This window comes from Flavobacterium pygoscelis (assembly GCF_023162025.1).
GTDB lineage: Bacteria > Bacteroidota > Bacteroidia > Flavobacteriales > Flavobacteriaceae > Flavobacterium > Flavobacterium pygoscelis.
This window is the reverse complement of sequence record NZ_JALNUB010000015.1, coordinates 1-26,046: the sequence shown is the minus strand read 5'-3', so window position 1 is coordinate 26,046 and position 26,046 is coordinate 1. Positions and strand designations below refer to the sequence as shown.

Below are 26,046 nucleotides of genomic sequence, written 5' to 3'. Positions count from 1 at the left end.
AAGGATAAATAGTACTTCAATGAGAATTATTTAATTCACTTGATACACTAAACGAACAGTAATATTAGCAGTTTTATTTTTAGACTGCGTGTTAAAGGAACCTCCATATGAAAAGTCCTCTGAAGAGTTTTGACCCGTTATCTGAAAAACACCCATATCTGATTTTTTTAGATTTCCTAGACTGGCATCGGCATTTTCAGCAATACTTTTTGCTCTTACGCTAGCATCTTTAGTAGCTTCAGCAATCATTTTTATTTTTAATTCCGCCAGTTTAGTATAGTAATACTCTGGTGCATTAGAATAAAATTCGACTCCAGAATTAATTAACTCACTTGACTGTCTTGATAACTCTTCTACTTTATTAACTTCTTTAGACTGAATGCTTACACTTTGTGTCAAGGTAAAACCGGTAAAAATTTGTTGGCGAGTTGTACCATTTTCATTGTACGTAGTTTCGATATCCTTGTTAAAACTCACTGCCGAAAATACCATTTCATTAGCTGCAATCCCTTTTCCGGATAAGTAAGTTTTTATTTTTTCTCTGTCAGAATCTAATGCAGCATAGGCTTCTTTCAAAGTCATGCTTTTTTTAGAAAAAGAACCACTCCAAACAATTAAGTCCGAGACAAAATCTTTCTTTCCTGATCCTGTTACACTAATTGTATCATTACTTTTGTTTCGATTCTGAAAAGCATTCGAAAATAAATAGGAGGAAATCACCACAGCTAGAGCTATAATAATTACGTTTAAACTGTTTTTAAGCATTAGATCTATGATTTATAGTTAATCAAATATAATCAATTATTAGGCCACTGTTAGTAGGATTTGAATTACTATTTAAGAATTTGTTTTTTATTCCTGTTAAAATTAACTTTCGTTTATTTTCTTTTTTGTTATTTTTACATTTCAAAATATAAAAGATGACTTTCAAAAATACGCTTGAATTTGCCAAAGAATTAGATGCAAAAGATGATTTAAACAAATACCAACAGGAGTTTATTTATCCTAAAGTTAATGAAGAAAAAGTAATTTATTTTACAGGAAATTCTCTGGGTTTGCAACCCAAGCGTACAAAAAAATATGTTGATGAAGTAATGAACGATTGGGCAAATCTTGCCGTTGAAGGACACTTTTATGCTGAAAAACCTTGGTGGGATTATCATGAACGTTTTGCCAATCCTTTGAGCAAAATAGTAGGCGCTTTGCCTTCTGAAGTTACGGTAATGAATACGTTAACTGTAAATCTTCATTTAATGATGGTTTCTTTTTACAGACCTACAAAAACCAGATTTAAAATTATTTGCGAAGAAAAGGCATTTCCATCAGATCAATATATGTTTCAAAGCCAAGTTCATTTTCATGGCTATAAAATGGATGACACCATTGTTGAAATTAAACGTCGTGATGGCGAACATAATATTCGTTTAGAAGATATTTTGGCTAAAATTGAAGAAGTAGGAGACGAGTTAGCTTTGGTTTTAATAGGCGGAGTAAATTATTACACGGGACAAGTTTTTGACATGAAAACGATTACAGCTGCAGGTCATAAAGTAGGAGCTTATGTTGGCTGGGATTTAGCACACGCTGCAGGAAATGTGAAATTAGAACTCCACGATTGGAATGTAGATTTTGCAGCTTGGTGCAGTTATAAATACATGAATTCGGGACCTGGAAATGCTTCAGGATGCTTTGTTCACGAAAAACACCATCATAATGACCAATTACCACGATTTGCAGGTTGGTGGGGACATAATAAAGAACGCCGTTTTAAAATGGAACCTGTTTTTAATCCGGTTCATGGCGCCGATGGTTGGCAAATAAGCAATCTTCCAATTCTTTCGCTAGCGCCTTATTTAGCATCGGTAGAAATGTTTGATGAAATAGGAATGGATGCTTTAATTCAGAAAAGAGATTTAATTACCTCTTATTTAGAATTTATCCTAAAAGAAATTGCTAAAGAACTTGATGGAAATTTTGAAATAATTACGCCCTCAAATCCATTAGAAAGAGCATCCCAATTGTCAGTTTTACTTCATGGTGAAGGACGAAGCTTATTTGATTATCTAATGAAAAACGGAGTGATTACGGATTGGCGCGAACCTAACGTTATCCGTTTAGCACCAGTACCTTTATATAGCTCTTTTGTTGATATGTATTCTTTTGGTCAAATATTAAAAAGAGGTATTCAAGAAGTGAGGTAAATAAATTCCATTTTTTTAATTAAACCAACAACGGGTTTAGGAATAAATTATTTCTAAACCCGTTGTTCAATTTTATATTAAAATTTGTTTTAGTACCGCTGCAATATTAATCCATAAAAAATTGAAAAAGGATTTTTCTTGCACACGCTCAACAGTTGCTTTAGTTTGTATTTCTTCTCCTTTAGAATCATTTTTAAGAATTAAATTGGCCAATGCGCTTTTAATTTTATTTTTCTGCTCTGGTTTCCCTTTTTTGTATAATGTCACTTTTAAATCATGGTATTGTAGAGAAGCATTTTCATAGGAATTAATATCATTTCCTTTTATAGTAAATTTTAATTTGTCAAATATTCCTTGAGTTGTTGCATTAATGTAAGGTTTAGTAAACTGATATAAATCGTTGGTGTTTAAATTTGAAACTTCACCATGCATTATAAAACGATCTTGTTTGTCTAGAACATTAAATGTCCAGTTCACTTTAAAAGGTGAGTTTTTCATGAATTTGCAATCAATGTCAATATTGACATTTTTTAACTTTTTTTGACCATAACCACTTTGAATATGTGTTGCGGTTAGATTAAAATTATTAAATTTCAATACTCCTGGACCTTTCTGAAAGTTCAATTCTTCTTCATAGACTAAAACAGAATTTCGTATGGCTAATGTATCTAATTTTAGAGGGAATTTTAAATCCCGTAGCAGTTTACTGTATAAAGGTTTTTTACTCAAATCATCAGCTGGTAATTTATTTCGGTAAATGTTTGCTGCTAATTGATCAATTTTAACCGAATTAGCGTTGAAAAAAAGTTTATCATCCTTAAATCCCCAATCCATAGCATTTACTGCAATACTTTCGGATCGCAATGTAAAAAGATCTTTCTCTTTGTCTAATTTCTTAACAAATTCGCTACGGCTGTATTCTGGAATTAATTCGAATTTTTTTAAAGTTATATTTTCTGTAGTTGCTTTAAAATTGTTAGCTCTAAGATGGTAAACATTACTTACTCTATAATAGATGCTGTCAGTGGTTAATTCATAGGTTTTATACTGAAAAGGAATTTTTTGTTTTAATATATCATCTGTGATAACAATCCCATCAATTTGTAAATTCAGATTTTTGAGACTTAAAATGGGTTTTTTAGTTTTTGTATATATAAAAGTTACGCTACCCTTATTCAGTTCCATTTTTGAAACAACTATAATTTCTTCAAATGGTTTAACAACTTCTGAGCCTATATTTTTAGAATCATTAATGGCGTTCTCAGTGTTTTTATACAGGAATGCTTCTGGAGAATTTATTTTTATACTATTTGCTTTGATGCGTTTGCTGAAAACAAGATCCCAAATTTTAAAATCGATGATTTCTATAGACTCTATTTTAGCATAAATTCCAATTTTTTTTAAACTGTCTTGTGATCTACTTTTAGGACTAATAGTTAAATGAGATGCTTTGATGTTTTTTGATAAAAGATCAACTTTTAAGTCGCTATAAGTAAAGGCGTATGGAGTTGGATTGTTTTCAGAAATAATTTTAGGAAGTTGTCTGTCAATCCAAAAATTTAATCCAAAATTTAGAAGTACAATTATAGTAATTAGACTAACTATAACGAGCACGATTTTTTTTAAGGTAGTCATGAATTTTTAATTTCTTAGCTTTTATAAGTAATATAAAACTACTATTTTTCATTTTATATTCTAAATTAACAACTATTTTTAATGCCAATAGAACTTAAGCTAAAATTATATAAGGATTTACTATAATTATATAAGCATTCCCTGTAATTATATAACCTTTATTAAATGTATAATATGTTTCTTTGCGGTATATATTATTAAAATTAAAATTATGAAAGCATTATACTTATTTTTAGCGTCTTTATTGATCGTTTCTTGTCAAAATCAAGGAAAAAATGATGTTCAAGTGGCTAAAGAAGCAACCGTTGATTCTATGAAAGTTGTTTTAGAAAAACAAAGAGTGATTGATTCTATGCAAGTAGAGATGGCAAAAGTGGAAGAAGCTAAGGTTGAAACTAAAAAAGAAGTAATTGTAGTAAATCATCAGGCGCCTGCACAAACAACTACTACAACAAGTTCTACTACAACTAAAAAGAAAGGTTGGAGTAATACTGCAAAAGGAGCTGTGATTGGAGCTGGTGTAGGAGCTGCAACAGGAGCAATTATAAGTAAGAGAAAAGGAGAAGGAGCTATAATAGGTGGTATTGCAGGAGCAGGAGTTGGTGCTGGTACAGGAGCAATTATAGATGGAAAGAAAAAGAACTAGAGTTTTTATTAAATACAAAGAGGAGTGTTTGGGTTCATAAAGAATTCAAACACTCTTTTTTTGTTTATTCAATGATTTAGTAAGAATCCATATTTTCAATTATTTCATTTGCTTTTATTTTAATTTTATACAGTTCTTCAGGACTTATTTTATTCAACATATTTAGCATCATCCCCATTCGTTGATTTCCTTTGAAATATTCTTTTTTCTCGTCTAGAAAATTCCAATACAATGTATTAAAAGGGCATGCTTTTTCTCCAAATTTATCTTTTACATTATAATAGCATTTGGCGCAGTTATTACTCATTTTATTGATATAACTACCTGACGAAACGTAGGGTTTAGTTGCTATAATGCCGCCATCAGCATATTGAGACATACCACGTGTATTAGGTAATTCGACCCATTCGATGGCGTCAATATAAACGCCCAGATACCAAGCGTCTACTTGGTCAGGATGTATTTGCGTGAGTAAGGTAAAATTACCAATAACCATTAAACGTTGTATGTGGTGTGCATAAGCGTCGTCTAAACTTTGATTAATCGCGTGACTCATACAATTCATCTTTGTTTTTCCTGTCCAGAAAAAATCAGGTAATTTATTGGTATTATTCAAGACATTCATTCGAGCGTAGTTTGGCATTTCTTTCCAATAAATACCTCTAATATATTCTCGCCAACCCAATATTTGACGCACAAAGCCTTCAATTTGTGAAATTGTAATATTAGATTCGTTCTTGTGATAATATGAAATTACGATTTCAATAACTTCTTTGGGAGAAATCATTTTTGAATTCATCGCAAAGGACAAGCGAGAATGAAAAAGAAATTTTTCATCGGTGTGCATCGCATCTTCATAATCGCCAAAATGTTTTAATAAATTTTTACAGAAGTAATCTACTACTTCTAAACTTTGTTCGCGTGAAGTGGGCCAACTGAAACTGTTTAATTCAATATTACCAATAGTCGAAATTTCTGCTTCTCTGATTTGCTGAACTATTTCTGAGACCTCTTTTTGGAATTTTTTTTCTGAAGGAACTGCAACTTCACCTTTGTATTTCTTACGATTACTAGCATCAAAATTCCACTGATTGCCTAAAGGTGTTGATCCATCCATAAGAATATGATGCTTTTTGCGCATATAACGATAAAAGTTCTCCATCAAGAGTAGCTTTTTACCCTCAAAAAACTCTGAAAGTTCAGTCCTATTGGTAAAGAAGTGTTCCGTGTCAAAAGCCTCTGATGGTATGGTTAAATTAGAGCAAATCTTTTTTAGCTCTTCGTCTAATCGAAATTCATCCGGCAATTGATATTCAAATTTTTGAATTCTATATTTTTCAATACATTTAGAAATGATTTTTTCTAAATTTTGTGGGTTTTCAATATCAGAAATTTCAAAGTAAATGGATTTATGTCCTTTACTTTTTATATGTGTGTAAAAATTTCTCATCGACAAAAAGAATGCTACAACTTTTTGGATGTGATGTTTTACATAATCGGTTTCTTGACGCATTTCTGCCAAAACATACAGTGTGTTTTCATCTGTTTTTTGAAACCAGGAATGCTCTGAATTTAACTGATCGCCAAGAATTAATCGCAGTTTTCTCATGTTAGTTTTTTGGAAAAGGCGTGCTAGGAATTTCTTTTCGTGCGTATTGAAAACGCTCTATTAATTTGGGTAAACAATACCCATCAAGACCATTTAGCGCCACAACATTTCCTTTGTCAATTTGTAACCAGCCGTCTTTATGTTCTAATTCTTCCTCAAAAAATAGATTTTCAATAGATGCAATTACATGAATTGTATCATTTTCCTTGATATAATATTCATTAATGTATTTGCAATATAGCTGAACAGGACTCCCTTTGACAAATGGAATATTTATATTTTTTTTATACTCTTCTTCTAAATTGGTTTTGTCAAACTCCGAAACACCGCATTCATAATTGGCAGAAGTATGATGCGCGTCTTTTATCATATCCAATGTAATGTGATTTACTGTAAAAAAACCAGTTTCCTTGATGTTTTTGTAGGTGTCTCTTGGGACAGTTGTAGGTCGCATAATAAAACCAATCATTGCAGGATTACTTCCTAGATGGGTTACACTGCTAAATATGGCAACATTTGAATCTCCATCCAGAGATTTTGTAGCTATTAGGTTAGCTGATTTATATCCTGTGCAAGAATTGATCAGATTTAATCTTTCTATTTTCTCCATTTGAGAAATATCATCTCTAGAAATATGTTTCATAAGTCGTATAATTTAAAACAAAGATACTTTTTGTTTAATTAATTTTAAAATAAATTAAACAAAATTTAAAATAGATCGTTAAATTATTTAAATTTGTTTCTTTCAAACTGCGTAAAAAAATAGTTTTAAATCCTATATATTTGTTTTTCAATATATCTAAAGATGAAAATATTTAAAAAGATTCTTCTCGTTTTACTTTCATTGGTTATCCTAACTGTGGTTGCCGCATTTATTTATGGTTTTTATTTAAAACCCCAATATGAAGGAAAGCAACAATTAAAAAATATTAACAAAGAAACAACGGTTTATTTTGATGAATTTGGTGTGCCGCATATTTATGCTGCTAATTCAAAGGATGCAATGGTTGCTTTGGGTTACGTGCATGCGCAAGATCGATTGTGGCAAATGGAAGTAATGCGTAGAATTGCTTCAGGTCGTTTATCTGCTATTTTTGGATCTGTAACCTTAAAAAATGATCAATTCTTTGCGGGTCTAGGAATTGAAGAGGCTTCTGCGAAAGCAATAGAAGCCTTAGATAAAAATAGTCCAGAATATCAATTGACTATGTCCTATTTAGACGGTATAAATCAATATTTAGAGGAGGGAAAAACTCCAGTTGAATTTAGTATATTAGGTATTAAAAAAGAAAAATTCACCATAAAAGATGTCTATAATATTTTTGGATATATGTCTTTTAGTTTTGCAATTGCCCAAAAATCAGACCCTCTTATGACGGACATAAGAAATAAGTTTGGCATGGATTATCTAAAGGATTTTGGTCTGGATGGTTCATTTAACACTACAAAAATAAAAAATGTAAAAGACAGACCCCAAGAATATGCTGCAATATCAAAAACAATTGCCGCTCTTTTAGATAAATCACCCGTTTCTCCTTTTATAGGAAGTAACAGTTGGGTAATTGCACCTAAGAAAACAAAAAATGGGAAAGTTATTTTTGCAAATGATCCTCATATTGGTTTTTCTCAGCCAGGAACTTGGTATGAGGCACATATTGTAACTCCAGAATTTGAGTTATATGGTTCGTATTTGGCAGGAACACCTTTTCCGTTATTGGGACATAATAGAGAATATGCTTATGGATTAACAATGTTTGAAAATGATGATGTTGATCTCTATCAGGAAGAGAACAATCCCAACGACGGCAATTTATATAAAACTCCAAATGGATATAGTGCCTATGAGGTACGAAAAAAAACAATCAAAGTAAAAGATGCTAAAGATGTTGCTTTAAATGTAAAAATAACGCGTCATGGTCCTGTTGTAAATGATTTAATTGAAGTATTGCAAACAGACAAACCTGTGGCAATGTCTTGGATTTACACCCAACAACCTATTAAGATTTTAGAAGCAGTGTATCAATTATCACATGCTAACGGCATAGCAGATTTTCAAAAAGGAGTTTCATTAATTGCTGCTCCAGGCCTAAATGTTATGTATGGAGATGCAAAAGGAAATGTAGCCTGGTGGGCAACAGGAAAATTATACAAGCACAATGAAGGAGTAAATACTAATTTTGTTTTGGATGGAGCTAGTGGTAAAGAGGACATTAAGGAATATTTAGATTTTTCTAAAAATCCATCTGCTGAAAACCCAAGGTGGAATTATGTTTATTCAGCTAACAATCAACCCGAAGCTATTGAAGGTTATAATTATCCTGGTTATTATCTACCAGAAGACCGTGCTAAAAGAATTACGCAATTACTAGATCCTAAATCAGACTGGGATATGGCAGCTGTAGGAACTATGATTTTTGACAACACATCAGCCGTTGCTCCTGATGTAGTTGCCAATTTAATTTCAAATATAGAGGAGAAATCACTTTCGGAAACAGAGAAGCAAGCGTTAGTTGTTTTAAAAGATTGGAAAGGTTCTAATAATCTAAATGATGTAGCACCGACCATTTATAATAAATGGATTTTTAATTATTTAAAAAATACGTTTGAAGATGAATTAGGTTCTGAAAATTTTCAGCAATTTTTAGGAACGCATGTTGTAAAGCAAATTATAGCCAAACAAATTACGAATGAAAAATCGCTTTGGTGGGATGATATAAGAACCAAAAATAGTAAGGAAACAAGAAGTCAAATCATATCAAAATCATATAAAGAATCTATAGTAGCTCTTGAAAAACAACTAGGAAATAAGGTTGCAGATTGGACTTGGAATAAAGTTCATACCGTAGAGCATGAGCATCCATTAGGAAAAGTTGCTGCTCTTAGAGGATTTTTTAATGTTGGACCTTACGAAGTGTCAGGTTCTACAGAGGTTATTAATAATTTATTCTTTGATTTTACGGCTAATGGAAATTATAAAGTAAAAGGCGGCCCTTCTACTAGGAGAATTGTTGACTTTTCTGACATAGAAAATAGTTGGAGCATTTTGCCTACAGGTCAATCAGGAAATCCATTAAGCGCACATTATAGCGATCAAGCAGAACTTTATAATGCGGGTAAATTCAGACGAATGATGCTAAATAAAGAGGAGATAGTTAGAACTTCAACAAAATTGGTATTTATGCCAGTTAAAAAGAAATAGTTCAAAGCTCTTCCAGTTTTAAATTAGTAATTTCGTAGAACTTTTTAAATATAATTAATGCAAAATTCAAAAAAAATAGCTGTTGTAGGTTCTGGATTAGTAGGATCTTTATTAGCTATTTATCTACGTAGAGCAGGTCATGAAGTTCATGTTTATGATCGCAGTCCAGATATTAGAAAAATACAATTTTCAGGTCGCTCTATTAATTTAGCGATGTCTAATCGGGGCTGGAAAGCGCTTGATGCAGTTAATATTGGTGATGTAATACGAGAAATAGCAATTCCAATGGATAAACGGGCTATCCATTTAGTAGACAAACTAAATTTTCAGAATTACGGTCAAGAAGGAGAATCAATTTACTCTATATCTAGAGGAGTTTTGAATAGAAAAATGATTGATTTGGCGGAAGCCGAAGGAGCAGAATTCTTTTTTGAGCAAAAAATTTGGGATGTTTCTCTTGATGATGCAACACTTCACAGTGGCGAGACAGAACGTGGTGCTTGGGAGGATAAAAAATACGATATTGTTTTTGGTGCAGATGGTGCGTTCTCTAGAATTCGTCACCGCATGCAGCGTCAAAGTATGTTTGATTATTCGCAAGAATTTTTACCTATTGGTTATAAAGAATTAAACATTCCTGCAAACCATGATGGAACACATAAATTAGATAAAAATTCTTTCCATATCTGGCCACGAGGCGAGTATATGTTAATTGCATTGCCAAATCTTGATGGTAGTTTTACGTGCACTTTATTTATGCCTTTTAAAGGGGAAAACTCCTTTGAGTCATTAAAAGACAAAGCATCTGTTGAAGCCTTTTTTGAGAAAAATTTGCCAGATACAATTGATGTAATCCCGAAACTTACCGAAGATTTTTTCAATAATCCTACAAGCACGCTGGTTACCATGAAATGTTTTCCTTGGACATATAAAGACAAAGTGGCCTTAATAGGTGATTCAAGCCATGCTATTGTTCCTTTTTATGGACAAGGAATGAATGCTGGTTTTGAAGACATTACTGTGCTTCATGAGATGATCGAAAAATATGACGATGATTGGGTAACTATTTTTTCAGAATATGAAAAATCACGCAAACCAAATGCAGATGCTATTGCGGAACTTTCTTATCGTAATTTTTTAGAAATGAGTTCTAAAACTGCAGATGAAAATTTCCTTTTACAGAAGAAAATTGAAAAATGGTTCTCAGACAAACATCCTGAAAAATGGATTCCATTATACAGTAGAGTCACTTTTAGTGATCGTCCTTATGCTGAAGCATTAGCGATAGGTGATTATCAAAACGAAATAATGGAACAAGTATTGAAAATGGATAATATTGATAAAATCTGGGATTCAATAGCAGTTGAAAATAAGATTTTAGAATTATTAAAGTAAATAAAAAGGGCTCTGAAAATTCAGAACCCTTTTTTTATATCTGTAAGTAACACAATACTAGTTGTATTACAATTGTAATGGTTCAAAACTAAATTTAGTCTTCATTGAAAACCTACTTTATGTTCTGATAAATCAAAAAGTAATCAATCAATTTAATTTATAGACTAAAAGAAATACCAAGGCTTGCAACAAGCTGAGTGTAAAAATCATAATAAATTCTTGCAGATGATTCTTCTATAAAGAATCTCTTTTTAACTATGGGACAATATCCGCTAAAATAGAGTCCAAAATTTTCTGAAAAATAATATTTAAATCCTGCTTGTCCACCAATACCATTAATTCCGACTACTCCACCGACTGACATGTCTATCTTCTCTCCATCCATTTTGAAAAAAGGGGTAAGGTGAAGATTAAGTGATGCAGCCATATTCATTTTTTCAAATGAATCAGCATTTTTACTATTATTAATATTTATACCCCAAGCATCATAAATGGGCTCTAAAGGTTCTGTCTTTATTACATAACCAATATTGATTGCTACTGATAAGTAATTTGAAATGCCTATCTCACTACCAATTTCAGCGCCTATTCCTTTATTTTGAATTGTGGCTCCAATAGAATATTTAGCATCAAAAGTTTCATCCCAGGCTTGAGAAAATAGGTTTCCTGCGTATAATAAACATAATAAAAGTATTGTTTTTTTCATTTTAATTTAGCTGTAATTCTGTTAATGGTCAATATTTTACTTCTCTTTTCAATAGAGTATTAATAAATTCTTTAAATTTTTAGTAATAAAAAAAATACTTTGTTTTTAATGTTATAAATTTAAAAGAGAAATTTAGTCATCAAAAATACATATTTAAGGGAGAATGGTTGTCAGTTTAATTAAAAAAAACGATATTTTTTCTTACATTAATTTACTTGGTTATGAAATGAGAATTTTAATTTAATTGCGCTTTTGAAAGTTTTTTTCTTACCATTTATGAACATATCATTTAATAATAAATAAAGAATATTTACATATAAATAATAAATAACTGATTAGAAAGGCTTAAAACATTTTAAACGGAAAGGAAATTTAGTTTCTAAATTCTCGAAACAGATAAGTTTTTTATTTTTAAAAGGAAGTATAAATATTGGTTATAAATAAAAAAGACCCTGATTTTTCAGAGCCTTTTTAGTTTATTTATTTTTTGAAGCAGATTTTAATATGACTCGTAATGTACTGTCGTTATTAAAGTAACTAAACATCCAATTGATAAAAATAGATAGTTTGTTTTTTACACTTAAAATTAACATTAAGTGAATAAACATCCAAGTGAACCAAGCTAATCTACCTTGAAAACTAAATTTAGGCAAATCGACTACAGCTTTTCTTTTTCCAACAGTTGCCATTGAACCTTTATCGTGATATTCATATTCGATTCTAGGTTTGTTTTTTATACTTCGTTTAAAGTTTTCGGCCAATACTTTAGCTTGTTCAATCGCTACACTAGCAACTTGTGGATGCCCATTTGGGTATTTAGGAGTAGACATAAAAGCAATATCACCTAAAGCGTAAACGCCGTTTAGATTTTCTACTTCATTAAATCGATTAACAAGAAATCGATTGCCTCTCGTGATACATTCCGAAGGAATTCCTTCAAGAGTATTTCCAACTATTCCTGCTGCCCAAACTACGTTATTAGATTCGATGATTTCTCCACTTTGCAAAGTGACTATTTTACCATCATATTTACTTACAATTGAACTTGTTTTTACAATTACACCCAATTCCTCTAAATATTTTCGTGACATTTTTTGTGAGTCACCACTCATTGGGTTTAAAACATTAGGTGATCCCTCAAGCAAATAAATAGTCAATTTAGAGAAATCCTTATCTGGATAATCTTTAGGAAGAATATTTCTTTTCATTTCTGCTAATGCACCAGCAAGTTCTACACCTGTTGGTCCACCTCCTACAATTACAAAATTCATTAAAGCTTGTAATTGGTCTCCATCTACCATTAAAGCGTCTTCAAATGTCTGTAAGATATGATTTCGCAATTGGATAGCCTCAGGAACAGATTTCATTGGGTAAGCAAATTTCTCTATTTCAGCGTTTCCGAAATAGTTGGTTGAACAACCAAATGAAATGATAAGATGATCGTAATCAAAATCAGCTATTGACGTTTTTAATATTTTATTTTGTGTATCTACACCTAAAACACTCGCGATTCTAATTCTCACGTTTTTAGAGTGTTGAAATACTTTTCTTAATGGAAAAGAGATGCTTGCAGGTTCAAGCCTTGCAGTTGCTACTTGATACATTAATGGCTGGAATTGATGATAATTGTTCTTGTCAATTAATAATACATCAAAGTCGCTATTTTGTAAATCCTGAGCCAAACGCAAGCCAGCAAAACCAGCTCCAACAATTATAATTTTTTTTTGAATTTTCATGCCTTTTTAGTTATAGGTATAAAGATATAATTTTTAAAAGATTCATTCTTCTCTATTAACTTTTTCTATAGAAAATGCTGGAGTACAAATGGCAATATATTCGCATATTTCATCAAAAGGATTAGAATACTGAACTCGTGTGTTCTTATCTATTTTGATAGATTGTCCAGCTTCTAAAATAATAATCTCATCCCTAATTATAAATTGCTTTTTGCCTTTTATGATATAAGTATATTCTTCAAATTCAGGAGTTTGAAAAGGTTCTTTCCAATGTGGTGGTGCAACCATGTGCGCAATTGAAATTTCGGAATTATTAGTTGCTACTAGCCCATGATGCTCTTCAATTAATTTTCCATCAGTAGTAGGAAATACGAAAGGTGATTTTTGGATAAAGTATTTTTTCATAACTAGATTTTATAAAAAAATCCCTTTTTTAAATGAGGTTTTAAAAAGGGATTAGTAATTTTTATTTTTTAAACATTTTATTTAGTACTCCAAATACTCCTCTTATAAAAGTGGCGCTTGTAAGTACTTTTATAACTGATTTGCCTACAACAGTTGCTGTACTAGGTCCTTCAGGTTGTTTTTTTTCTGCTTTTTGATTTTCTGTTGCAAATTCTTCTTCAGCATGAGCGATTTTTTTATTTAGAATTTCATAAGCGCTTTCACGATCAATGAGCTCGCTATATTTTTTAACTAATTTTGAATTAATATTGATTTCCTGTATTTCACTTTCTGTTAGGATGTCCATTCTACTCATGGGCGCACGCATCATTGTAGCAGCAAGAGGTGTAGGGATTCCTTTTTCATTCAATGCGGTAACAAGAGCTTCTCCTATTCCAAGGCTAGTTAGTATTTCGTCAGTTTTATAATAAGCAGAACTAGGGTAATTATCTGCAGTCTGCTTTATTGCTTTTCGGTCATTAGCCGTAAAGGCTCTTAAAGCATGTTGAATTTTCAATCCTAGTTGTGCCAAAACTCCACTTGGAATATCCATTGGGTTTTGGGTAATAAAATAAATTCCGATCCCTTTAGAACGAATTAGTTTTACAATAGTCTCAATTTGTTCTAATAAAACCTTGCTGGCTTCATTAAAAATCAAATGCGCTTCATCAATAAAAATGACTAATTCTGGTTGATCAGCATCTCCTTTTTCTGGCATTTGTTGATAAATTTCAGCTAAAAGACTTAGCATAAATGTAGAAAACAACTTCGGTTTATCTTGTATGTCAGTCAATCTTAAAATACTGACGTAGCCTTTCCCATTTTTATCAATACGCATTAAATCTTCTACATCAAATGACATTTCACCAAAAAAAAGATCAGCTCCTTGTTGTTCAAGTTCAATTATTTTTCTTAATATCGTTCCTGTCGTTGATGTAGAAATCTTGCCGTAATGTTGTTCGATCTCACTTTTTCCTTCTTCGGTAATATAGTTAATTACTTTTTTAATGTCCTTTAAATCTAATAGAGGCATTTTGTTATCATCACAATATTTAAATATAACAGAGATTACACCAGATTGAGTATCATTTAAGTTTAAAATTCTTGAAAACAATACGGGTCCAAACTCAGAAATAGTAGCGCGCAAACGCACTCCATTTTGCTCAGATAAAGTTAGCAATTCAACAGGGAAGCTTGCTGTGCTATACGGGATATTAATCTTATTGTGGCGTTCTGTAATAAATGATTTCTCTTCGCCTTCTTTTGCTATTCCGCTAAAATCCCCCTTAATGTCCATCATTAAAACTGGGATTCCATAACTAGACAACTGTTCTGATAATACCTGAATTGTTTTGGTTTTACCAGTTCCTGTAGCTCCCGCGATTAAACCATGACGATTTAAAGTTTTTAATGGAATTTTAATAGGTGCATCTGCGAGTGCTTCTCCATCAAGTATGGCTCCGCCTAATATGATACTTTCTCCTTTGAAGTTGTATCCTTCTGAAATATGTTTTACAAAATCCTCTTTTCTACCCATAATAGTTTAAATTAATATCATCCGCAAGATATTATATTTTTCTAGAAGTAACAATTTTAGTGTATAATGCAGTTTTCCTGCTTTTATATTGTTAATATCGTAAAATATTACTTTATAGCTTGACTAGTGATATCTTGAAATATTACTTTAAATATTCATAAAAACGTAAATTATTTCTCATGAAACATTTAATTTAATTGCATATACTGATATAAATGCAATAAATAGTTGTGTAGATATGTTTTTAAAATAAATTTAATGACAATAAAATAAAAAAAAGTTTTTTTATTTGAACTAAAAATATAAATTTGCTCCACTACAAGTTTAATATAACTAAGATAATTTATTTAAAACTATTAAAATTAAAAAAAATGGCAAACGTTAAAAAAGAAAAAAGCGCAAACGGTGGAGGAATGATTTCTGGAATCATTATTGTAGCATGTGTTTTTGTTGGATGGTTGATTTGGAATTTCATAATGGGTAATGGTGCTAATTTTGAAGGTGGTGTTAATACTGGTCATCCATTACCAGGTAATATGTTGGCAATGGTTTATAAAGGAGGTCCAATTGTACCTGTTTTATTAGGTTTGTTATTAGTTGTTATCGTTTTCTCATTTGAGCGTTATGCAGTAATTTCTAAAGCTGCAGGAAAAGGAAACCTTGATACTTTTATGAAAACTGTACAAAATGATATTAAAAGTGGTAATATTGAATCAGCTATCGCTGCTTGTGATAAACAAAAAGGTTCTGTTGCAAATCCAATAAAATCAGCTTTATTGAAATATCAAGAAGTTAAAAATGAAGGATTAGATAGTGAAGCTGCTGCTGAAACTATTCACAAAGAAATAGAAGAGGTTACTTCATTAGAAATGCCAATGTTAGAAAAACACATGACTGTGCTTTCAACTATGGTATCTTTAGGTACTCTTGCAGGTTTATTAGGAACAGTAACAGGGATGATTAAAGCATTTAGTGCGTTATCTGCTGCTGGTACTCCAGATCAAGCTGCTCTTGCAAATGGTATTTCTGAGGCATTGATTAATACTGCTACTGGTATTTCTACTTCTGCTTTAGCGATTATCTCTTATAACTTTTTTACTTCTAAAATTGATGATTTAACTTACTCTATTGATGAGGCAGGTAATACAATCGTTAATACTTACAGACATTACAGAAGTACAAAAAAATAATTAATAATTTAATTTACAAAAAAGTAGTAGTTAGATAACTAACACTACTTTTTTGTAAATATTAAAAAATATATTAATGGCTATAAAAATGAAAAAGAAAGCAGGGTCTACTGATATGACTGCTATGTGTGATGTGGCTTTTCTTTTGTTGTCGTTCTTTGTAATGACAGCAACAGCAAAGATACCTGAAGCATTGCCAGTTGATACTCCTGCGTCAACAGTTCAGTCAAAGTTGCCAGAAGATAATTTAGCTACCATTACCGTTGGAAAAGGAAAGATTTTCTACGATCTTAAAGGAAGAGAAGTTAGAAAAATGGCTCTTGATTTGATGGGACAAAAATACGGTGTTGAATTTACTCCTGAAGAATCTCAAAAGTTTGCTTTGATGGAAGATATTGGGGTTCCAATTACAAGTCTTAAGCAACTAATCGGTATGAAAACTGCTGATAGAAGTAAACCAGGTTTACAGCCAGGTATACCTAAAGATTCTCTAGATAATCAATTAAAAGAATGGGTTTATAATTCTCGTATTGCAAATATCAAAGTAAATAATAAAGAATTACAAATTGCTATTAAAGGAGATGCTAAAGAGCAATATCCTGCAATAAAAAGCGTAATGGATATTTTACAAGATCAAAAAATCAATAGCTTCAATCTAGTTACTGGTTTAAGAGCAAAAAACTAAAAACTAAAAAAAATACACTAAAATGGCTGAATTAAATACTGGCGACGGTGGAGGCAAAAAAGGTGGAAAAGTAAGAAGTAAAAAGTCAAACTCTAAAGTAGATTTAACTGCAATGGTTGATTTAGCTTTCTTGTTGATTACCTTCTTTATGCTTACTACCACGTTGTCTAAACCACAATCGATGCCTTTGGGTTTGCCTGACAAAGAAGACGACAAAACTAAAGAAAAGCCAATCAAAGTTGATGAGAATCGTACGTTAACAGTTTTGTTAGGTGAAAATAATAAATTGGTATATTACATGGGTCTTCTAGCAACTCCAATTGCTGGTCCAACAGATGTATCTTATGGTAAAGATGGTATTCGTGAAATATTATTGAAAAGAAAAGAGTCAGTAGTACAATATACCGGGAACAAAGACAAAGGTTTAATTGTAATTATTAAACCAAGTAAAAAATCAAATTATCGTAATTTAGTAGATATATTAGATGAGATGGCAATTGTTGGAGTACCTTCAAACGCAATTGTTAATGATTTTTCACCAGAGGAATTAAAATTGTTAGAAGGTAATAAATAAGATTTGCTTATTACTCTATAACCTAATAATCAAGAAAAATGAAATTAGATATATTCACAAACCAATGGCTTGATATTGTTTTCGAAGGTCGTAATAAAGCTTATGGCGCTTACGAACTAAGGAAATCAAATAACAAGACTGCCGTTAGAGCGCTTATCTTTGGTGCAATTGTTTTTATCATATTGGTTAGCTTACCGCTTATTTTAAGTTGGTTGCCTAATTCAGCTGATAAAGATGTTACTCTAGATACTAAAATTGTTAGTATTAAGTTGCCGCCTAAGAAAGAGATAATAAAAGAAAATGTTCCTCCGCCACCGCCACCGCCACCTAAGGTTGACCAAGTAAAATTTGTTAAGCCAATAGTAGCAAAAGCAGACGAAGTAACAGAAGAACCACCTAAGACGGTTGAATTAAAAGAAAAAAAATTAGGAGCTGAAACTATTAAAGGAGATCCTGATGCTATCTTAACAGTAGAACCAGTTGGTACTGGAACTGCAGCCGTTGTTGAGGAAGTAGATAATTCAATCTATAATACCGCTGGTATTGAGGTTAAACCTGATTTCCCAGGTGGTATTGATAAGTTTTACAAATTTGTTGGTAATAACTATCAAACTCCAGAAGAAGAAGGTTTGAAAGGAAAAGTATATGTAACTTTTGTAGTTGAGAAAGATGGTTCATTAACAGATATCAAAGTAATTAGAGATATTGGTTATGGTACAGGAAAAGAGGCTATCCGTGTTTTAAAAAAATGTCCAAAATGGACTCCTGGAGAGCAAAACGGTAAAAAAGTAAGAGTACTTTATTCATTACCTATTACTATACAATCTGCACAATAATGTTAGATAACATATTTAATAATATTAAGAAGAAATCGCTTAAAGAGCGATTTCTTCTTGTTTTAGGAATTTTGTTTTTTTTGGTTTATTTTGTTTTAGGTCTATTTGTTATATTTATGAATAATTTTCCTTTAGCAATGAATCTTACTGCTAGGATTGCATTTGGAATTATACTTATTGCATATGCTTCCTTTAGATTTTTTCGTATAATTAATGATAATAAAGACTAGTTAATGAGAAATATTAGTAAGCTTTTATGTTTTGTATTTTTTTTAGTTGTGTTTGGATGCAATCAAAAAGAAAGTTCGAAGAACCAAGAAACAATTTTAAAAGGTTCTGCAATAATTTATGTTGATGAAACGTTAACTCCTATTATTGAAGATCAAGTAGCAGTTTTTGAAAGTAATTATGATGCAAAAATTAAACTTGTATCAAAATCGGAGTCAGAAACTGTTAATTCATTGTTTAAACAAAAAGGGAGTATTGCTATTTTATCTAGAGATTTGACCAGTGAAGAGCTTAAGGTTTTTAAACAGCGAAATATCAATCCAAAAGTAACCCCTTTTGCAACCGATGCTATTGCTTTTATTTCTAACAAGAATACGAAAGATTCTATTGTAGAATTAAAAGATGTAATAAGTTTTATGCAAGGTAAGGCTACACCATCTATTAAGGGTCTGGTTTTTGACAATTTGAATTCTAGTACAGTCAGATATATCAATGAAATCGCTGGTATTAAATCTGTTCCTGAGAAAGGAGTTTTTTCTTTCAAGACAAACGATGAAGTGATAAAGTATGTTTCAGAAAATGATGGTATTATTGGAGTAATTGGCGTAAATTGGCTTTCACAACCTAAGCCATCAATGAAAAAATATATTGATAATGTAAATACTTTGAGGGTTAAAGATCTTAAAGGAAGTCAATCTTATTTACCAACCCAAAACGATATAGCAGAAAAAAAGTATCCTTTGGCACGTGATTTGTATATTATAAATTGTCAAGGATATTCTGGATTAGGAATGGGATTTGCCTCATTTGTTGGTGGAGACATTGGACAAAGAATAATTTTAAAATCAGGGTTGCTACCCATAAGAATTCCTACGAGGAACTTTATAATAACTAAAAGCCAAAATGATGAAAATTAAATTAACTACAATGAGCATAAATAAATTTGCAACGTTTAGTGTTGCCATATTAGCTTCAACTTATTCAGTTCAAGCACAAGATATCAATCAAGCCAAGAAAGCTGTTGATGCAGAGCAATTTGAAAGTGCTAAATCTATATTAAAATCTATTATAAAAGATAAACCTTCTAATGGTAATGCTTACTTTACTTTAGGTACTATTTATCTAAATCAGAACGTTCAAGATTCTGCTAAAATATTTTTTGAAAAGGGATTAAGCGCATCTGATAACGGTAAACTTAATAATATTGGTTTAGGTCAAATAGATTTAGACAAAAATGATGTTTCTGCCGCTCAAGCTAAATTTGCTTTAGCAACTAAAGACGTTAAAAAGAAAGATATTCAGGAATATATTTATATAGCAAGAGCTTATATGAATGCAGATAAGCCTGATTATAAAAATGCTTTAACTATTTTAAATAAAGCAGTTGCTGTTAATGCGCAAGATGCACAATTACAATTGGCATTAGGTGATGCATATTATGGTGATGGGAAACAAAATGAAGCCTATGTAGCTTATAGAAGTGCTTTTCAAGCTGATAATTCTTTATTGAGAGCTAAAATGCAATTGGGTGTTTTATTAAAAGGAGCTAAATCTTATGATGAAGCACTTAAAGCATACAATGAAGTAATTGCTATCAATCCTAATTACGGACCAGTTTATAGAGAGTTAGCAGAAACTTATTATAAAATCGCTCGTAATAAACCTTCTCAAGCATCAGCGAATTATAAAACGGCTATAGGATATTATGATAAATACATGTCATTAACGGATTATTCTATTCACTCTAGAATGCGTCGTGCAGATTTCTTAATATTAGTTGAAGATTATGTTGCTCTTGAAGCTGAAGCTAACAAGATGAGTGAATTGGATAAAGTTAATCCTAGAATTTATCGTTATTTAGGATATGCTGCCTATAAAAATGGAAACGTAGATGTAGCAATCAAATCATTAGAAAATTTTATTAATGCTCCAGGTAATAAACCAATTGCATTAGATTATTTATATTTAGGGTTGACTAAGATAAAAAAGGGAACAAGTGCTGATGGTGCAACTATAGATCCAGTAGCATTTCAAGCTGGTTTAGTAGATGTGAAAAAAGCTATTGAAATGGAACCTTTGGCTGTTCAGGACTTAACTGAAGTTGGTAAAAAAATGTTTACACAAAAGCTTTACAATGAAGCTGCAGCTATTTTTGAATTTGGTGCTAATACTAAAGAATCTGCAAGTTTCCTTGATGACAACGTTTATTATGGTTTAGCTAACTATTATGCTAATATTAATAAAGGTAAAGATGTAAAAGTTGATACTGTTGCTTTACAAAAAGCCGACGCTGCTTTTGAAAAAGTATTAGTAGCTTCTCCAACTTACCTAGAAGCTTATCTTTATAGAGCAAGAACAAATAGATTGCTTGATAAAGATGATGTCATGGTGAAGAATTATGAAGATTATGTTGCTAAAACTACTGAATTAGGTCCAGATGAGTTAGCTAAGCCAGCTGTTAAAACTAAAATTATTGAATGCTATAACAATATGGCAGCTAGTTTTGCTAATACTGATAAACCAAAAGCGATTGAGTATTTTAAGAAAACACTAGCAATAGATCCTACGAATAGTTATGCTACAGAGTCTATAAAAATATTAAAATAGTAAACGGTTAATCTGTTTAATTTTAAACCGATGGTAATTTAGCCATCGGTTTTTTTATGTTTATTTTTTTAAAAATTAGATGTGTGTTTTTTTATAAGGCTTCTATTATAATTTTTAAAAACATTTTTGGTGCTGTTAAATTTTAGTACATTACTACTTGTTTTCAAATTGACTCCTTCTCAAATTAACTATCTTTGCATTTTAAATTAAGTAAATGTTATCAAAAGAAGTACAATTAGAAGTAAATAAAGGAATGATGTTGCCCTTGATGGAGGAGTTTTACACAATTCAAGGGGAAGGATTTCATACAGGGACTGCAGCATATTTTATTAGGATAGGTGGTTGTGATGTTGGTTGTCACTGGTGTGATGTTAAAGAAAGTTGGAATGCAGAATTGCATCCGCCTACAAGTATTGATCTAATAGTTTCTAATGCTAGTAAGTATTCTGAAACTGTTGTAGTAACTGGAGGTGAACCATTAATGTGGGATATGACTTTGCTAACGCAAAAACTTAAAGAGCAAGATTTAAAAGTTCATATAGAAACATCTGGTGCTTATCCTTTGTCTGGCACTTGGGACTGGATTTGTCTTTCGCCCAAAAAAAATAAATTACCTACAGAAACGGTATATGATAATGCAAATGAATTAAAAGTGATTATTCATAACAAACATGATTTTATTTTTGCAGAAGAACAAGCTGAAAAGGTTAATTCAAACGCTATTTTATTTCTGCAACCTGAGTGGAGCAAAAATGATGAAATGACACCGTTAATTGTTGACTATGTAATGAAAAATCCTAAATGGCGTGTATCATTACAAACACATAAATATTTAAATATTCCATAAAAAAGTTTATATTTGGTGTGAAAAAACACACAATATGAAAAAAATATTTATAACATCCGTATTAGTTTTAGTAGTAAATATAGTTTCGGCTCAAGATTCATTTAAGGCTGAAGCGTTAAAAGTGATACAAATGTCTGGTGCAGCCGGTCCAATGCAGATGGCAAAGGAACAAATAATGCAAAATATTCCAGAATTAAAAAAAGAGGAATTTTCAAAAGAATTTGATGCTAGCTTGCCCTCATTGTATGAAAAACTTGCTAAAATTTACATGGAGACCTATACACAAGAGGAGGTTAAAGAAATGTTGAAATTTTATCAGTCACCTTTAGGAAAGAAAATTTCTAGTTCATCTGGTGTAATATATAAAAAATCAACAGCTGCTGGTCAAGAATGGGGTGGAGATTTACAAACCATAATGATGAAATACATGCAATAATTTATAATTAAAATAAAAAAGCCCAAATCTTAGATTTGGGCTTTTTTATTTTAAATTACATACATTTTTTAAGTTATACAAAAATTCAAGCTGTATATTTTAAGTTTGGTATTTAAAGATATTAAAATATTTTATTTTTTTTATTAAATGAATAATCTCGCTAAGTAATCATAATGTTCTCCCTCTAATTTCATTTCGCATTGCAATCCATTAGCAAATGCAGCATTCTGTAACGTATTATAATCTAAATATAGCCAAGGGAATGTGTCTTCTTTTTCGCCTTTATAAGTTACACTAAATTCCAATTCTCCGTAATAACCATTTGCGGGAATCGCAAAAGCTCCTTCTTCATCCTCATCAAACATGTAAATGATATCAGAACTGTCAATCAGGATTTGTCCATTTGGTTTTAATAATTTTTTTAGGCCAAGCAAATATTGAGATGTATTTTTTAAGCTTCCAAATATACCAGTGCCATTCATTAATAATAATATAGTGTCAAATTTATTTTCAGGATTGGAAGAGTCTATTTCGAGAACGTTTTGAATCAGTGCGTTTTTTACACCTCTAAGTTGACAAGCTTTTATCGCATTTGGAGAAATATCAATCGAGTGAACATTGAGTTTTTTTTCATTTTGTAAATACAAACTGTGACTTCCTGCACCACATCCTACATCTAATGTTTTTCCATGAGTAAGTTGCATCGCTTTTTGTTCTAAAAACGGCATTTCTTTATAAGAACGAAATAAATATGCAACAGACATTTCATCTTCTTCAGAGATGGTAGTTTCAGTAATTAAATCCTCGGGAGAATTATTAGTTTGATAATCAAGTATGGCTTTGCCAAAAAGGTCTTTCATTATTTTTAATTCAAAATTCATTAATCTATTATCCTGATTTAAAAAGTGTTATTTTTGTAGAAAATTTAAACTTTTATATTGAAACCTACTTTAAACGAACTTCCTAAAGAAGCCAAAGATAAGCATATCGAAAACAAAAAGTATTTTGATAAGCTCAAAAAAAAGACACCAAAAAATTTAGATTATGTAATGCAAGATTTACATGATACTGAATTCAAAAAAACAGACTGTTTAAAATGTGCTAACTGCTGTAAAACAACTGGGCCATTATTTACCTCTGCAGATATCGAACGCGTTGCTAAGTATTTAAAACAAAAACCACAACAGTTTATTGAGCAATATTTAAGAATTGATGAAGATCAAGATTATGTTTTACAAAGTGTACCATGTACTTTTTTAGATCAAGACAATACTTGCTTTATTTATGACGTACGACCGAAAGCCTGTCGTGAATTTCCACATACAGATAGAAAGAAATTTCAGCAAATCACAGATCTTACTTTGAAAAATGTTGCTATCTGTCCAGCCGCTTTTAATATAGTCGAAAACATGAAAAAAAAATTACCTTTATAAAGAATCTTTTTTTAAGTTTTATTCTTATAGGGTTTTTTTGGCAGCAAATAGCCAAATCCGGGGTTTAGCTGTATTTTTGATTAAACCCATAAATGAAAATTAGCAATTATAATTAGAAATAGTATCAATTTGAATTTAGAATATTTTATAGCCAAAAGACTTATTACTGCCAAAGATTATAAAAGCAGTATATCAGCGCCAATTATAAAAATTGCAATTTCAGCAATTGCAATTGGCATGATCATGATGATAATTTCAGTAGCAACTGGAATCGGATTGCAACAAAAAATTCGGGAGAAAATCTCTGCTTTCAATGGGCATATTATTATTTCAAATTATGATAATAATCTATCCGAAGTTACACTTGTTCCTATTTCTAAAAAACAGGATTTTTATCCCAAATTTAATTCAGTTAGTGGGATAAATCACATACAAGCTATTGCTACCAAAGCGGGAATTATTAGAACTGAGAATGCTTTCGAAGGAATTGTTCTCAAAGGAGTAGGAAAAGATTACAAGTGGAATAATATAAAAGAATACTTAGTTTCCGGTAGAATTCCTGATTTTTCTAAAAACCTCAATGAAGAAGTAGTGATATCACAGTTTCTTGCTAATAGATTAAATCTAAAAGTTGGTGATTCATTTAATACCTTTTTTATAAAAGAAGAGCAAAACAAACTTCCAATCAGTAGAAGGTTCAAAATTACAGGTATTTTTAATTCTGGGTTTCAAGAATTTGATGCTACTTATATAATTGGAGATATTAGACATCTTCAACGTATAAATAAATGGAACGCTGATGAAGTTGGAGCATTCGAAGTTTTTTTAGATAATTTTAATGACATAAAAGTAAAAGGGGAGCAAGTTTATGAACAAACAGGCTCTACATTAGATACAAAAACTATTATCGAAAAATACAGTTATATATTTGAATGGCTTCAATTATTCGACTTTAATATTATCGTTATTTTAGTAGTTATGATTTTAGTGGCCACCATTAATATGGTAGTTGCACTATTAGTATTAATACTCGAGCGAACCCAAATGATAGGGATATTAAAAGCACTGGGAGCAGATAATTGGTCTGTTAGAAAAATATTTTTGTACAATGCTTTTTATCTTATAATAAGAGGGCTTTTTTGGGGAAATTTGATTGGAATTTCACTTTTATTGATTCAACAGCATTTTGGAATAATTAAATTAAATCCTGAAAACTATTATGTTGATCAAGCGCCAGTATATCTTAATTGGGGATATATCATAGCACTAAACTTTTTAACTATTGGTATATGCTTCTTGGTGTTACTAATCCCTTCTTACATAATAACTAAAATTTCACCTGTAAAAGCCATTCGTTTTGATTGATTTTCCTTTTGGCGTTTCCCATTCTAAAAAAGAGGCTATATCCGAGTTCGGTTATAACCTCTTTTTTAGAATGGGTCGGGCTATTCGCTTCAAGTCCTCGTCAAGTTCCGTTGCACTTCACTTGACTGTGGGCTTTACACTGCTATCCCTAACGCAATTTTGTTTTTCTCAGACGTTTAGAAAAGGTTAGACTTAATAAACAATTTACTATTCTAGATCTGAGTCTGCTCAATAAGATTACTACACCTATATATAGGTAAGAAAAAAACACCTACTTATATATAGGTGTAAAAAACAGCGGTTTTATAAATCCTAGTATCGCGTTATCTATATATAATACAAGAATAGCAATCCTTAAGTGTTTTTAGATTTCAAAGAGAATTGCATTACGCGATATTATATTGACATTTGATTGTGGCTAAATAAGAAACTCCTACCTATATATAGGTGTAAAAAACAGTGTTAATGTAAATTCTAGTATCGTTGTACCTATATATAAGGTAAGAATAGCAATAATTAAAGAAGATAGGAGTGTTTAAAATGACTTCGCTTTATATAATAGGTAGCTTTAAGGAGGATTATTGCCAAAGGTAGAAGAGCAAATAGTATATACAAAGCCAATAAAAGAGGATAAAACCCTTTTTTAGATTGTATTTAGAAGAGTGGAGTAGATGTTTAGAAAAAAAATATCACATTCAAAAATCAGATTTTCAGCTCTTTAAATGAAACAGTAGTAA

23 protein-coding genes are annotated in these 26,046 nt (G+C 31.1%); 14 read left to right on the top strand and 9 right to left on the bottom strand.

Features of this window, described 5'->3' with window-relative positions:
• Positions 1 to 30 precede the first annotated feature (30 nt).
• Positions 31 to 765, bottom strand: a complete 735-nt coding sequence (locus MW871_RS15470; RefSeq protein ID WP_188051303.1) for an SIMPL domain-containing protein — start codon at positions 763 to 765, stop codon at positions 31 to 33.
• Positions 766 to 920: 155 nt separating this feature from the next.
• On the opposite strand from MW871_RS15470, the gene kynU reads away from it, so the two are divergent.
• Positions 921 to 2,201, top strand: coding sequence for a kynureninase (gene kynU, locus MW871_RS15465; RefSeq protein ID WP_188051302.1), 1,281 nt, complete (start codon positions 921 to 923; stop codon positions 2,199 to 2,201).
• A 72-nt stretch (positions 2,202 to 2,273) separates the two neighbouring features.
• On the opposite strand, the gene MW871_RS15460 is transcribed toward kynU, so the two are convergent.
• Complete coding sequence (locus MW871_RS15460) at positions 2,274 to 3,836, bottom strand: AsmA family protein (RefSeq protein WP_248429308.1); 1,563 nt, start codon at positions 3,834 to 3,836, stop codon at positions 2,274 to 2,276.
• A gap of 211 nt (positions 3,837 to 4,047) precedes the next feature.
• Here MW871_RS15460 and MW871_RS15455 point away from each other — a divergent pair, with 211 nt between their 5' ends.
• On the top strand, positions 4,048 to 4,482 hold the full coding sequence (locus MW871_RS15455) for a YMGG-like glycine zipper-containing protein (protein ID WP_188051300.1): 435 nt from the start codon (positions 4,048 to 4,050) through the stop codon (positions 4,480 to 4,482).
• Between the two features lie 76 nt (positions 4,483 to 4,558).
• Here MW871_RS15455 and MW871_RS15450 read toward each other — a convergent pair whose 3' ends face one another.
• Both MW871_RS15450 and MW871_RS15445 read right to left on the bottom strand, forming a co-directional pair.
• Positions 4,559 to 6,091, bottom strand: coding sequence for a cryptochrome/photolyase family protein (locus MW871_RS15450; RefSeq protein ID WP_248429307.1), 1,533 nt, complete (start codon positions 6,089 to 6,091; stop codon positions 4,559 to 4,561).
• Position 6,092: 1 nt separating this feature from the next.
• Positions 6,093 to 6,734: a flavin reductase family protein gene (locus tag MW871_RS15445; RefSeq protein WP_248429306.1), complete on the bottom strand. Its 642-nt coding sequence runs from the start codon at positions 6,732 to 6,734 to the stop codon at positions 6,093 to 6,095.
• 162 nt (positions 6,735 to 6,896) lie between these two features.
• On the opposite strand from MW871_RS15445, the gene MW871_RS15440 reads away from it, so the two are divergent.
• Both MW871_RS15440 and MW871_RS15435 read left to right on the top strand, forming a co-directional pair.
• A complete protein-coding gene (locus MW871_RS15440) occupies positions 6,897 to 9,290 on the top strand; it encodes a penicillin acylase family protein (RefSeq protein WP_248429305.1) in 2,394 nt (797 codons plus the stop codon).
• A 57-nt stretch (positions 9,291 to 9,347) separates the two neighbouring features.
• On the top strand, positions 9,348 to 10,685 hold the full coding sequence (locus tag MW871_RS15435) for an FAD-dependent oxidoreductase (RefSeq protein ID WP_248429304.1): 1,338 nt from the start codon (positions 9,348 to 9,350) through the stop codon (positions 10,683 to 10,685).
• Between the two features lie 157 nt (positions 10,686 to 10,842).
• Here MW871_RS15435 and MW871_RS15430 read toward each other — a convergent pair whose 3' ends face one another.
• The 4 genes from MW871_RS15430 to MW871_RS15415 form a co-directional block, all read right to left on the bottom strand.
• On the bottom strand, positions 10,843 to 11,391 hold the full coding sequence (locus MW871_RS15430) for a DUF6646 family protein (RefSeq protein WP_248429303.1): 549 nt from the start codon (positions 11,389 to 11,391) through the stop codon (positions 10,843 to 10,845).
• Positions 11,392 to 11,867: 476 nt separating this feature from the next.
• Positions 11,868 to 13,127, bottom strand: coding sequence for an NAD(P)/FAD-dependent oxidoreductase (locus MW871_RS15425; protein ID WP_248429302.1), 1,260 nt, complete (start codon positions 13,125 to 13,127; stop codon positions 11,868 to 11,870).
• A gap of 42 nt (positions 13,128 to 13,169) precedes the next feature.
• Positions 13,170 to 13,532 (bottom strand): cupin domain-containing protein, encoded by a 363-nt coding sequence (locus tag MW871_RS15420; protein WP_210646624.1) that lies wholly within the window; start codon positions 13,530 to 13,532, stop codon positions 13,170 to 13,172.
• 61 nt (positions 13,533 to 13,593) lie between these two features.
• Positions 13,594 to 15,108, bottom strand: coding sequence for a helicase HerA-like domain-containing protein (locus MW871_RS15415; RefSeq protein ID WP_248429301.1), 1,515 nt, complete (start codon positions 15,106 to 15,108; stop codon positions 13,594 to 13,596).
• Positions 15,109 to 15,479: 371 nt separating this feature from the next.
• Between MW871_RS15415 and MW871_RS15410 the strand changes: the two genes are divergently transcribed.
• From MW871_RS15410 to MW871_RS15370, 8 genes are all read left to right on the top strand, one after another.
• A complete protein-coding gene (locus tag MW871_RS15410) occupies positions 15,480 to 16,298 on the top strand; it encodes a MotA/TolQ/ExbB proton channel family protein (protein WP_188051291.1) in 819 nt (272 codons plus the stop codon).
• An 88-nt stretch (positions 16,299 to 16,386) separates the two neighbouring features.
• Positions 16,387 to 16,983 carry an ExbD/TolR family protein gene (locus MW871_RS15405; protein ID WP_236023965.1) on the top strand — a complete coding sequence of 199 codons (597 nt, stop codon included), beginning with the start codon at positions 16,387 to 16,389 and terminating at the stop codon, positions 16,981 to 16,983.
• Positions 16,984 to 17,005: 22 nt separating this feature from the next.
• Positions 17,006 to 17,557, top strand: coding sequence for an ExbD/TolR family protein (locus MW871_RS15400; RefSeq protein ID WP_188051289.1), 552 nt, complete (start codon positions 17,006 to 17,008; stop codon positions 17,555 to 17,557).
• 38 nt (positions 17,558 to 17,595) lie between these two features.
• On the top strand, positions 17,596 to 18,393 hold the full coding sequence (locus tag MW871_RS15395; RefSeq protein ID WP_188051288.1) for an energy transducer TonB: 798 nt from the start codon (positions 17,596 to 17,598) through the stop codon (positions 18,391 to 18,393).
• Between the two features lie 233 nt (positions 18,394 to 18,626).
• Positions 18,627 to 19,538 (top strand): substrate-binding domain-containing protein, encoded by a 912-nt coding sequence (locus MW871_RS15385; protein WP_248429300.1) that lies wholly within the window; start codon positions 18,627 to 18,629, stop codon positions 19,536 to 19,538.
• Between the two features lie 10 nt (positions 19,539 to 19,548).
• Complete coding sequence (locus tag MW871_RS15380) at positions 19,549 to 21,228, top strand: tetratricopeptide repeat protein (protein WP_248429299.1); 1,680 nt, start codon at positions 19,549 to 19,551, stop codon at positions 21,226 to 21,228.
• Positions 21,229 to 21,442: 214 nt separating this feature from the next.
• Complete coding sequence (locus MW871_RS15375; RefSeq protein WP_248429298.1) at positions 21,443 to 22,075, top strand: 7-carboxy-7-deazaguanine synthase QueE; 633 nt, start codon at positions 21,443 to 21,445, stop codon at positions 22,073 to 22,075.
• A 34-nt stretch (positions 22,076 to 22,109) separates the two neighbouring features.
• Positions 22,110 to 22,511: a DUF2059 domain-containing protein gene (locus MW871_RS15370; protein ID WP_210646620.1), complete on the top strand. Its 402-nt coding sequence runs from the start codon at positions 22,110 to 22,112 to the stop codon at positions 22,509 to 22,511.
• 143 nt (positions 22,512 to 22,654) lie between these two features.
• Here the strand turns inward: MW871_RS15370 and MW871_RS15365 are convergent, their stop codons facing one another.
• A complete protein-coding gene (locus tag MW871_RS15365) occupies positions 22,655 to 23,371 on the bottom strand; it encodes a class I SAM-dependent methyltransferase (RefSeq protein ID WP_248429297.1) in 717 nt (238 codons plus the stop codon).
• Positions 23,372 to 23,449: 78 nt separating this feature from the next.
• Between MW871_RS15365 and MW871_RS15360 the strand changes: the two genes are divergently transcribed.
• Both MW871_RS15360 and MW871_RS15355 read left to right on the top strand, forming a co-directional pair.
• Positions 23,450 to 23,944, top strand: coding sequence for a YkgJ family cysteine cluster protein (locus MW871_RS15360; RefSeq protein ID WP_248429296.1), 495 nt, complete (start codon positions 23,450 to 23,452; stop codon positions 23,942 to 23,944).
• Positions 23,945 to 24,073: 129 nt separating this feature from the next.
• Complete coding sequence (locus tag MW871_RS15355) at positions 24,074 to 25,309, top strand: ABC transporter permease (protein WP_248429295.1); 1,236 nt, start codon at positions 24,074 to 24,076, stop codon at positions 25,307 to 25,309.
• Positions 25,310 to 26,046: the final 737 nt, after the last annotated feature.

Excerpts from the sequence above, each read along its gene's own strand:
- MW871_RS15470 (WP_188051303.1), bottom strand. The coding sequence starts at position 765 with ATGCTTAAAAACAGTTTAAACGTAATTATTATAGCTCTAGCTGTGGTG.
- kynU (WP_188051302.1), top strand. The coding sequence starts at position 921 with ATGACTTTCAAAAATACGCTTGAATTTGCCAAAGAATTAGATGCAAAA.
- MW871_RS15460 (WP_248429308.1), bottom strand. The coding sequence starts at position 3,836 with ATGACTACCTTAAAAAAAATCGTGCTCGTTATAGTTAGTCTAATTACT.
- MW871_RS15455 (WP_188051300.1), top strand. The coding sequence starts at position 4,048 with ATGAAAGCATTATACTTATTTTTAGCGTCTTTATTGATCGTTTCTTGT.
- MW871_RS15450 (WP_248429307.1), bottom strand. The coding sequence starts at position 6,091 with ATGAGAAAACTGCGATTAATTCTTGGCGATCAGTTAAATTCAGAGCAT.
- MW871_RS15445 (WP_248429306.1), bottom strand. The coding sequence starts at position 6,734 with ATGAAACATATTTCTAGAGATGATATTTCTCAAATGGAGAAAATAGAA.
- MW871_RS15440 (WP_248429305.1), top strand. The coding sequence starts at position 6,897 with ATGAAAATATTTAAAAAGATTCTTCTCGTTTTACTTTCATTGGTTATC.
- MW871_RS15435 (WP_248429304.1), top strand. The coding sequence starts at position 9,348 with ATGCAAAATTCAAAAAAAATAGCTGTTGTAGGTTCTGGATTAGTAGGA.
- MW871_RS15430 (WP_248429303.1), bottom strand. The coding sequence starts at position 11,391 with ATGAAAAAAACAATACTTTTATTATGTTTATTATACGCAGGAAACCTA.
- MW871_RS15425 (WP_248429302.1), bottom strand. The coding sequence starts at position 13,127 with ATGAAAATTCAAAAAAAAATTATAATTGTTGGAGCTGGTTTTGCTGGC.
- MW871_RS15420 (WP_210646624.1), bottom strand. The coding sequence starts at position 13,532 with ATGAAAAAATACTTTATCCAAAAATCACCTTTCGTATTTCCTACTACT.
- MW871_RS15415 (WP_248429301.1), bottom strand. The coding sequence starts at position 15,108 with ATGGGTAGAAAAGAGGATTTTGTAAAACATATTTCAGAAGGATACAAC.
- MW871_RS15410 (WP_188051291.1), top strand. The coding sequence starts at position 15,480 with ATGGCAAACGTTAAAAAAGAAAAAAGCGCAAACGGTGGAGGAATGATT.
- MW871_RS15405 (WP_236023965.1), top strand. The coding sequence starts at position 16,387 with ATGAAAAAGAAAGCAGGGTCTACTGATATGACTGCTATGTGTGATGTG.
- MW871_RS15400 (WP_188051289.1), top strand. The coding sequence starts at position 17,006 with ATGGCTGAATTAAATACTGGCGACGGTGGAGGCAAAAAAGGTGGAAAA.
- MW871_RS15395 (WP_188051288.1), top strand. The coding sequence starts at position 17,596 with ATGAAATTAGATATATTCACAAACCAATGGCTTGATATTGTTTTCGAA.
- MW871_RS15385 (WP_248429300.1), top strand. The coding sequence starts at position 18,627 with ATGAGAAATATTAGTAAGCTTTTATGTTTTGTATTTTTTTTAGTTGTG.
- MW871_RS15380 (WP_248429299.1), top strand. The coding sequence starts at position 19,549 with ATGAGCATAAATAAATTTGCAACGTTTAGTGTTGCCATATTAGCTTCA.
- MW871_RS15375 (WP_248429298.1), top strand. The coding sequence starts at position 21,443 with ATGTTATCAAAAGAAGTACAATTAGAAGTAAATAAAGGAATGATGTTG.
- MW871_RS15370 (WP_210646620.1), top strand. The coding sequence starts at position 22,110 with ATGAAAAAAATATTTATAACATCCGTATTAGTTTTAGTAGTAAATATA.
- MW871_RS15365 (WP_248429297.1), bottom strand. The coding sequence starts at position 23,371 with ATGAAAGACCTTTTTGGCAAAGCCATACTTGATTATCAAACTAATAAT.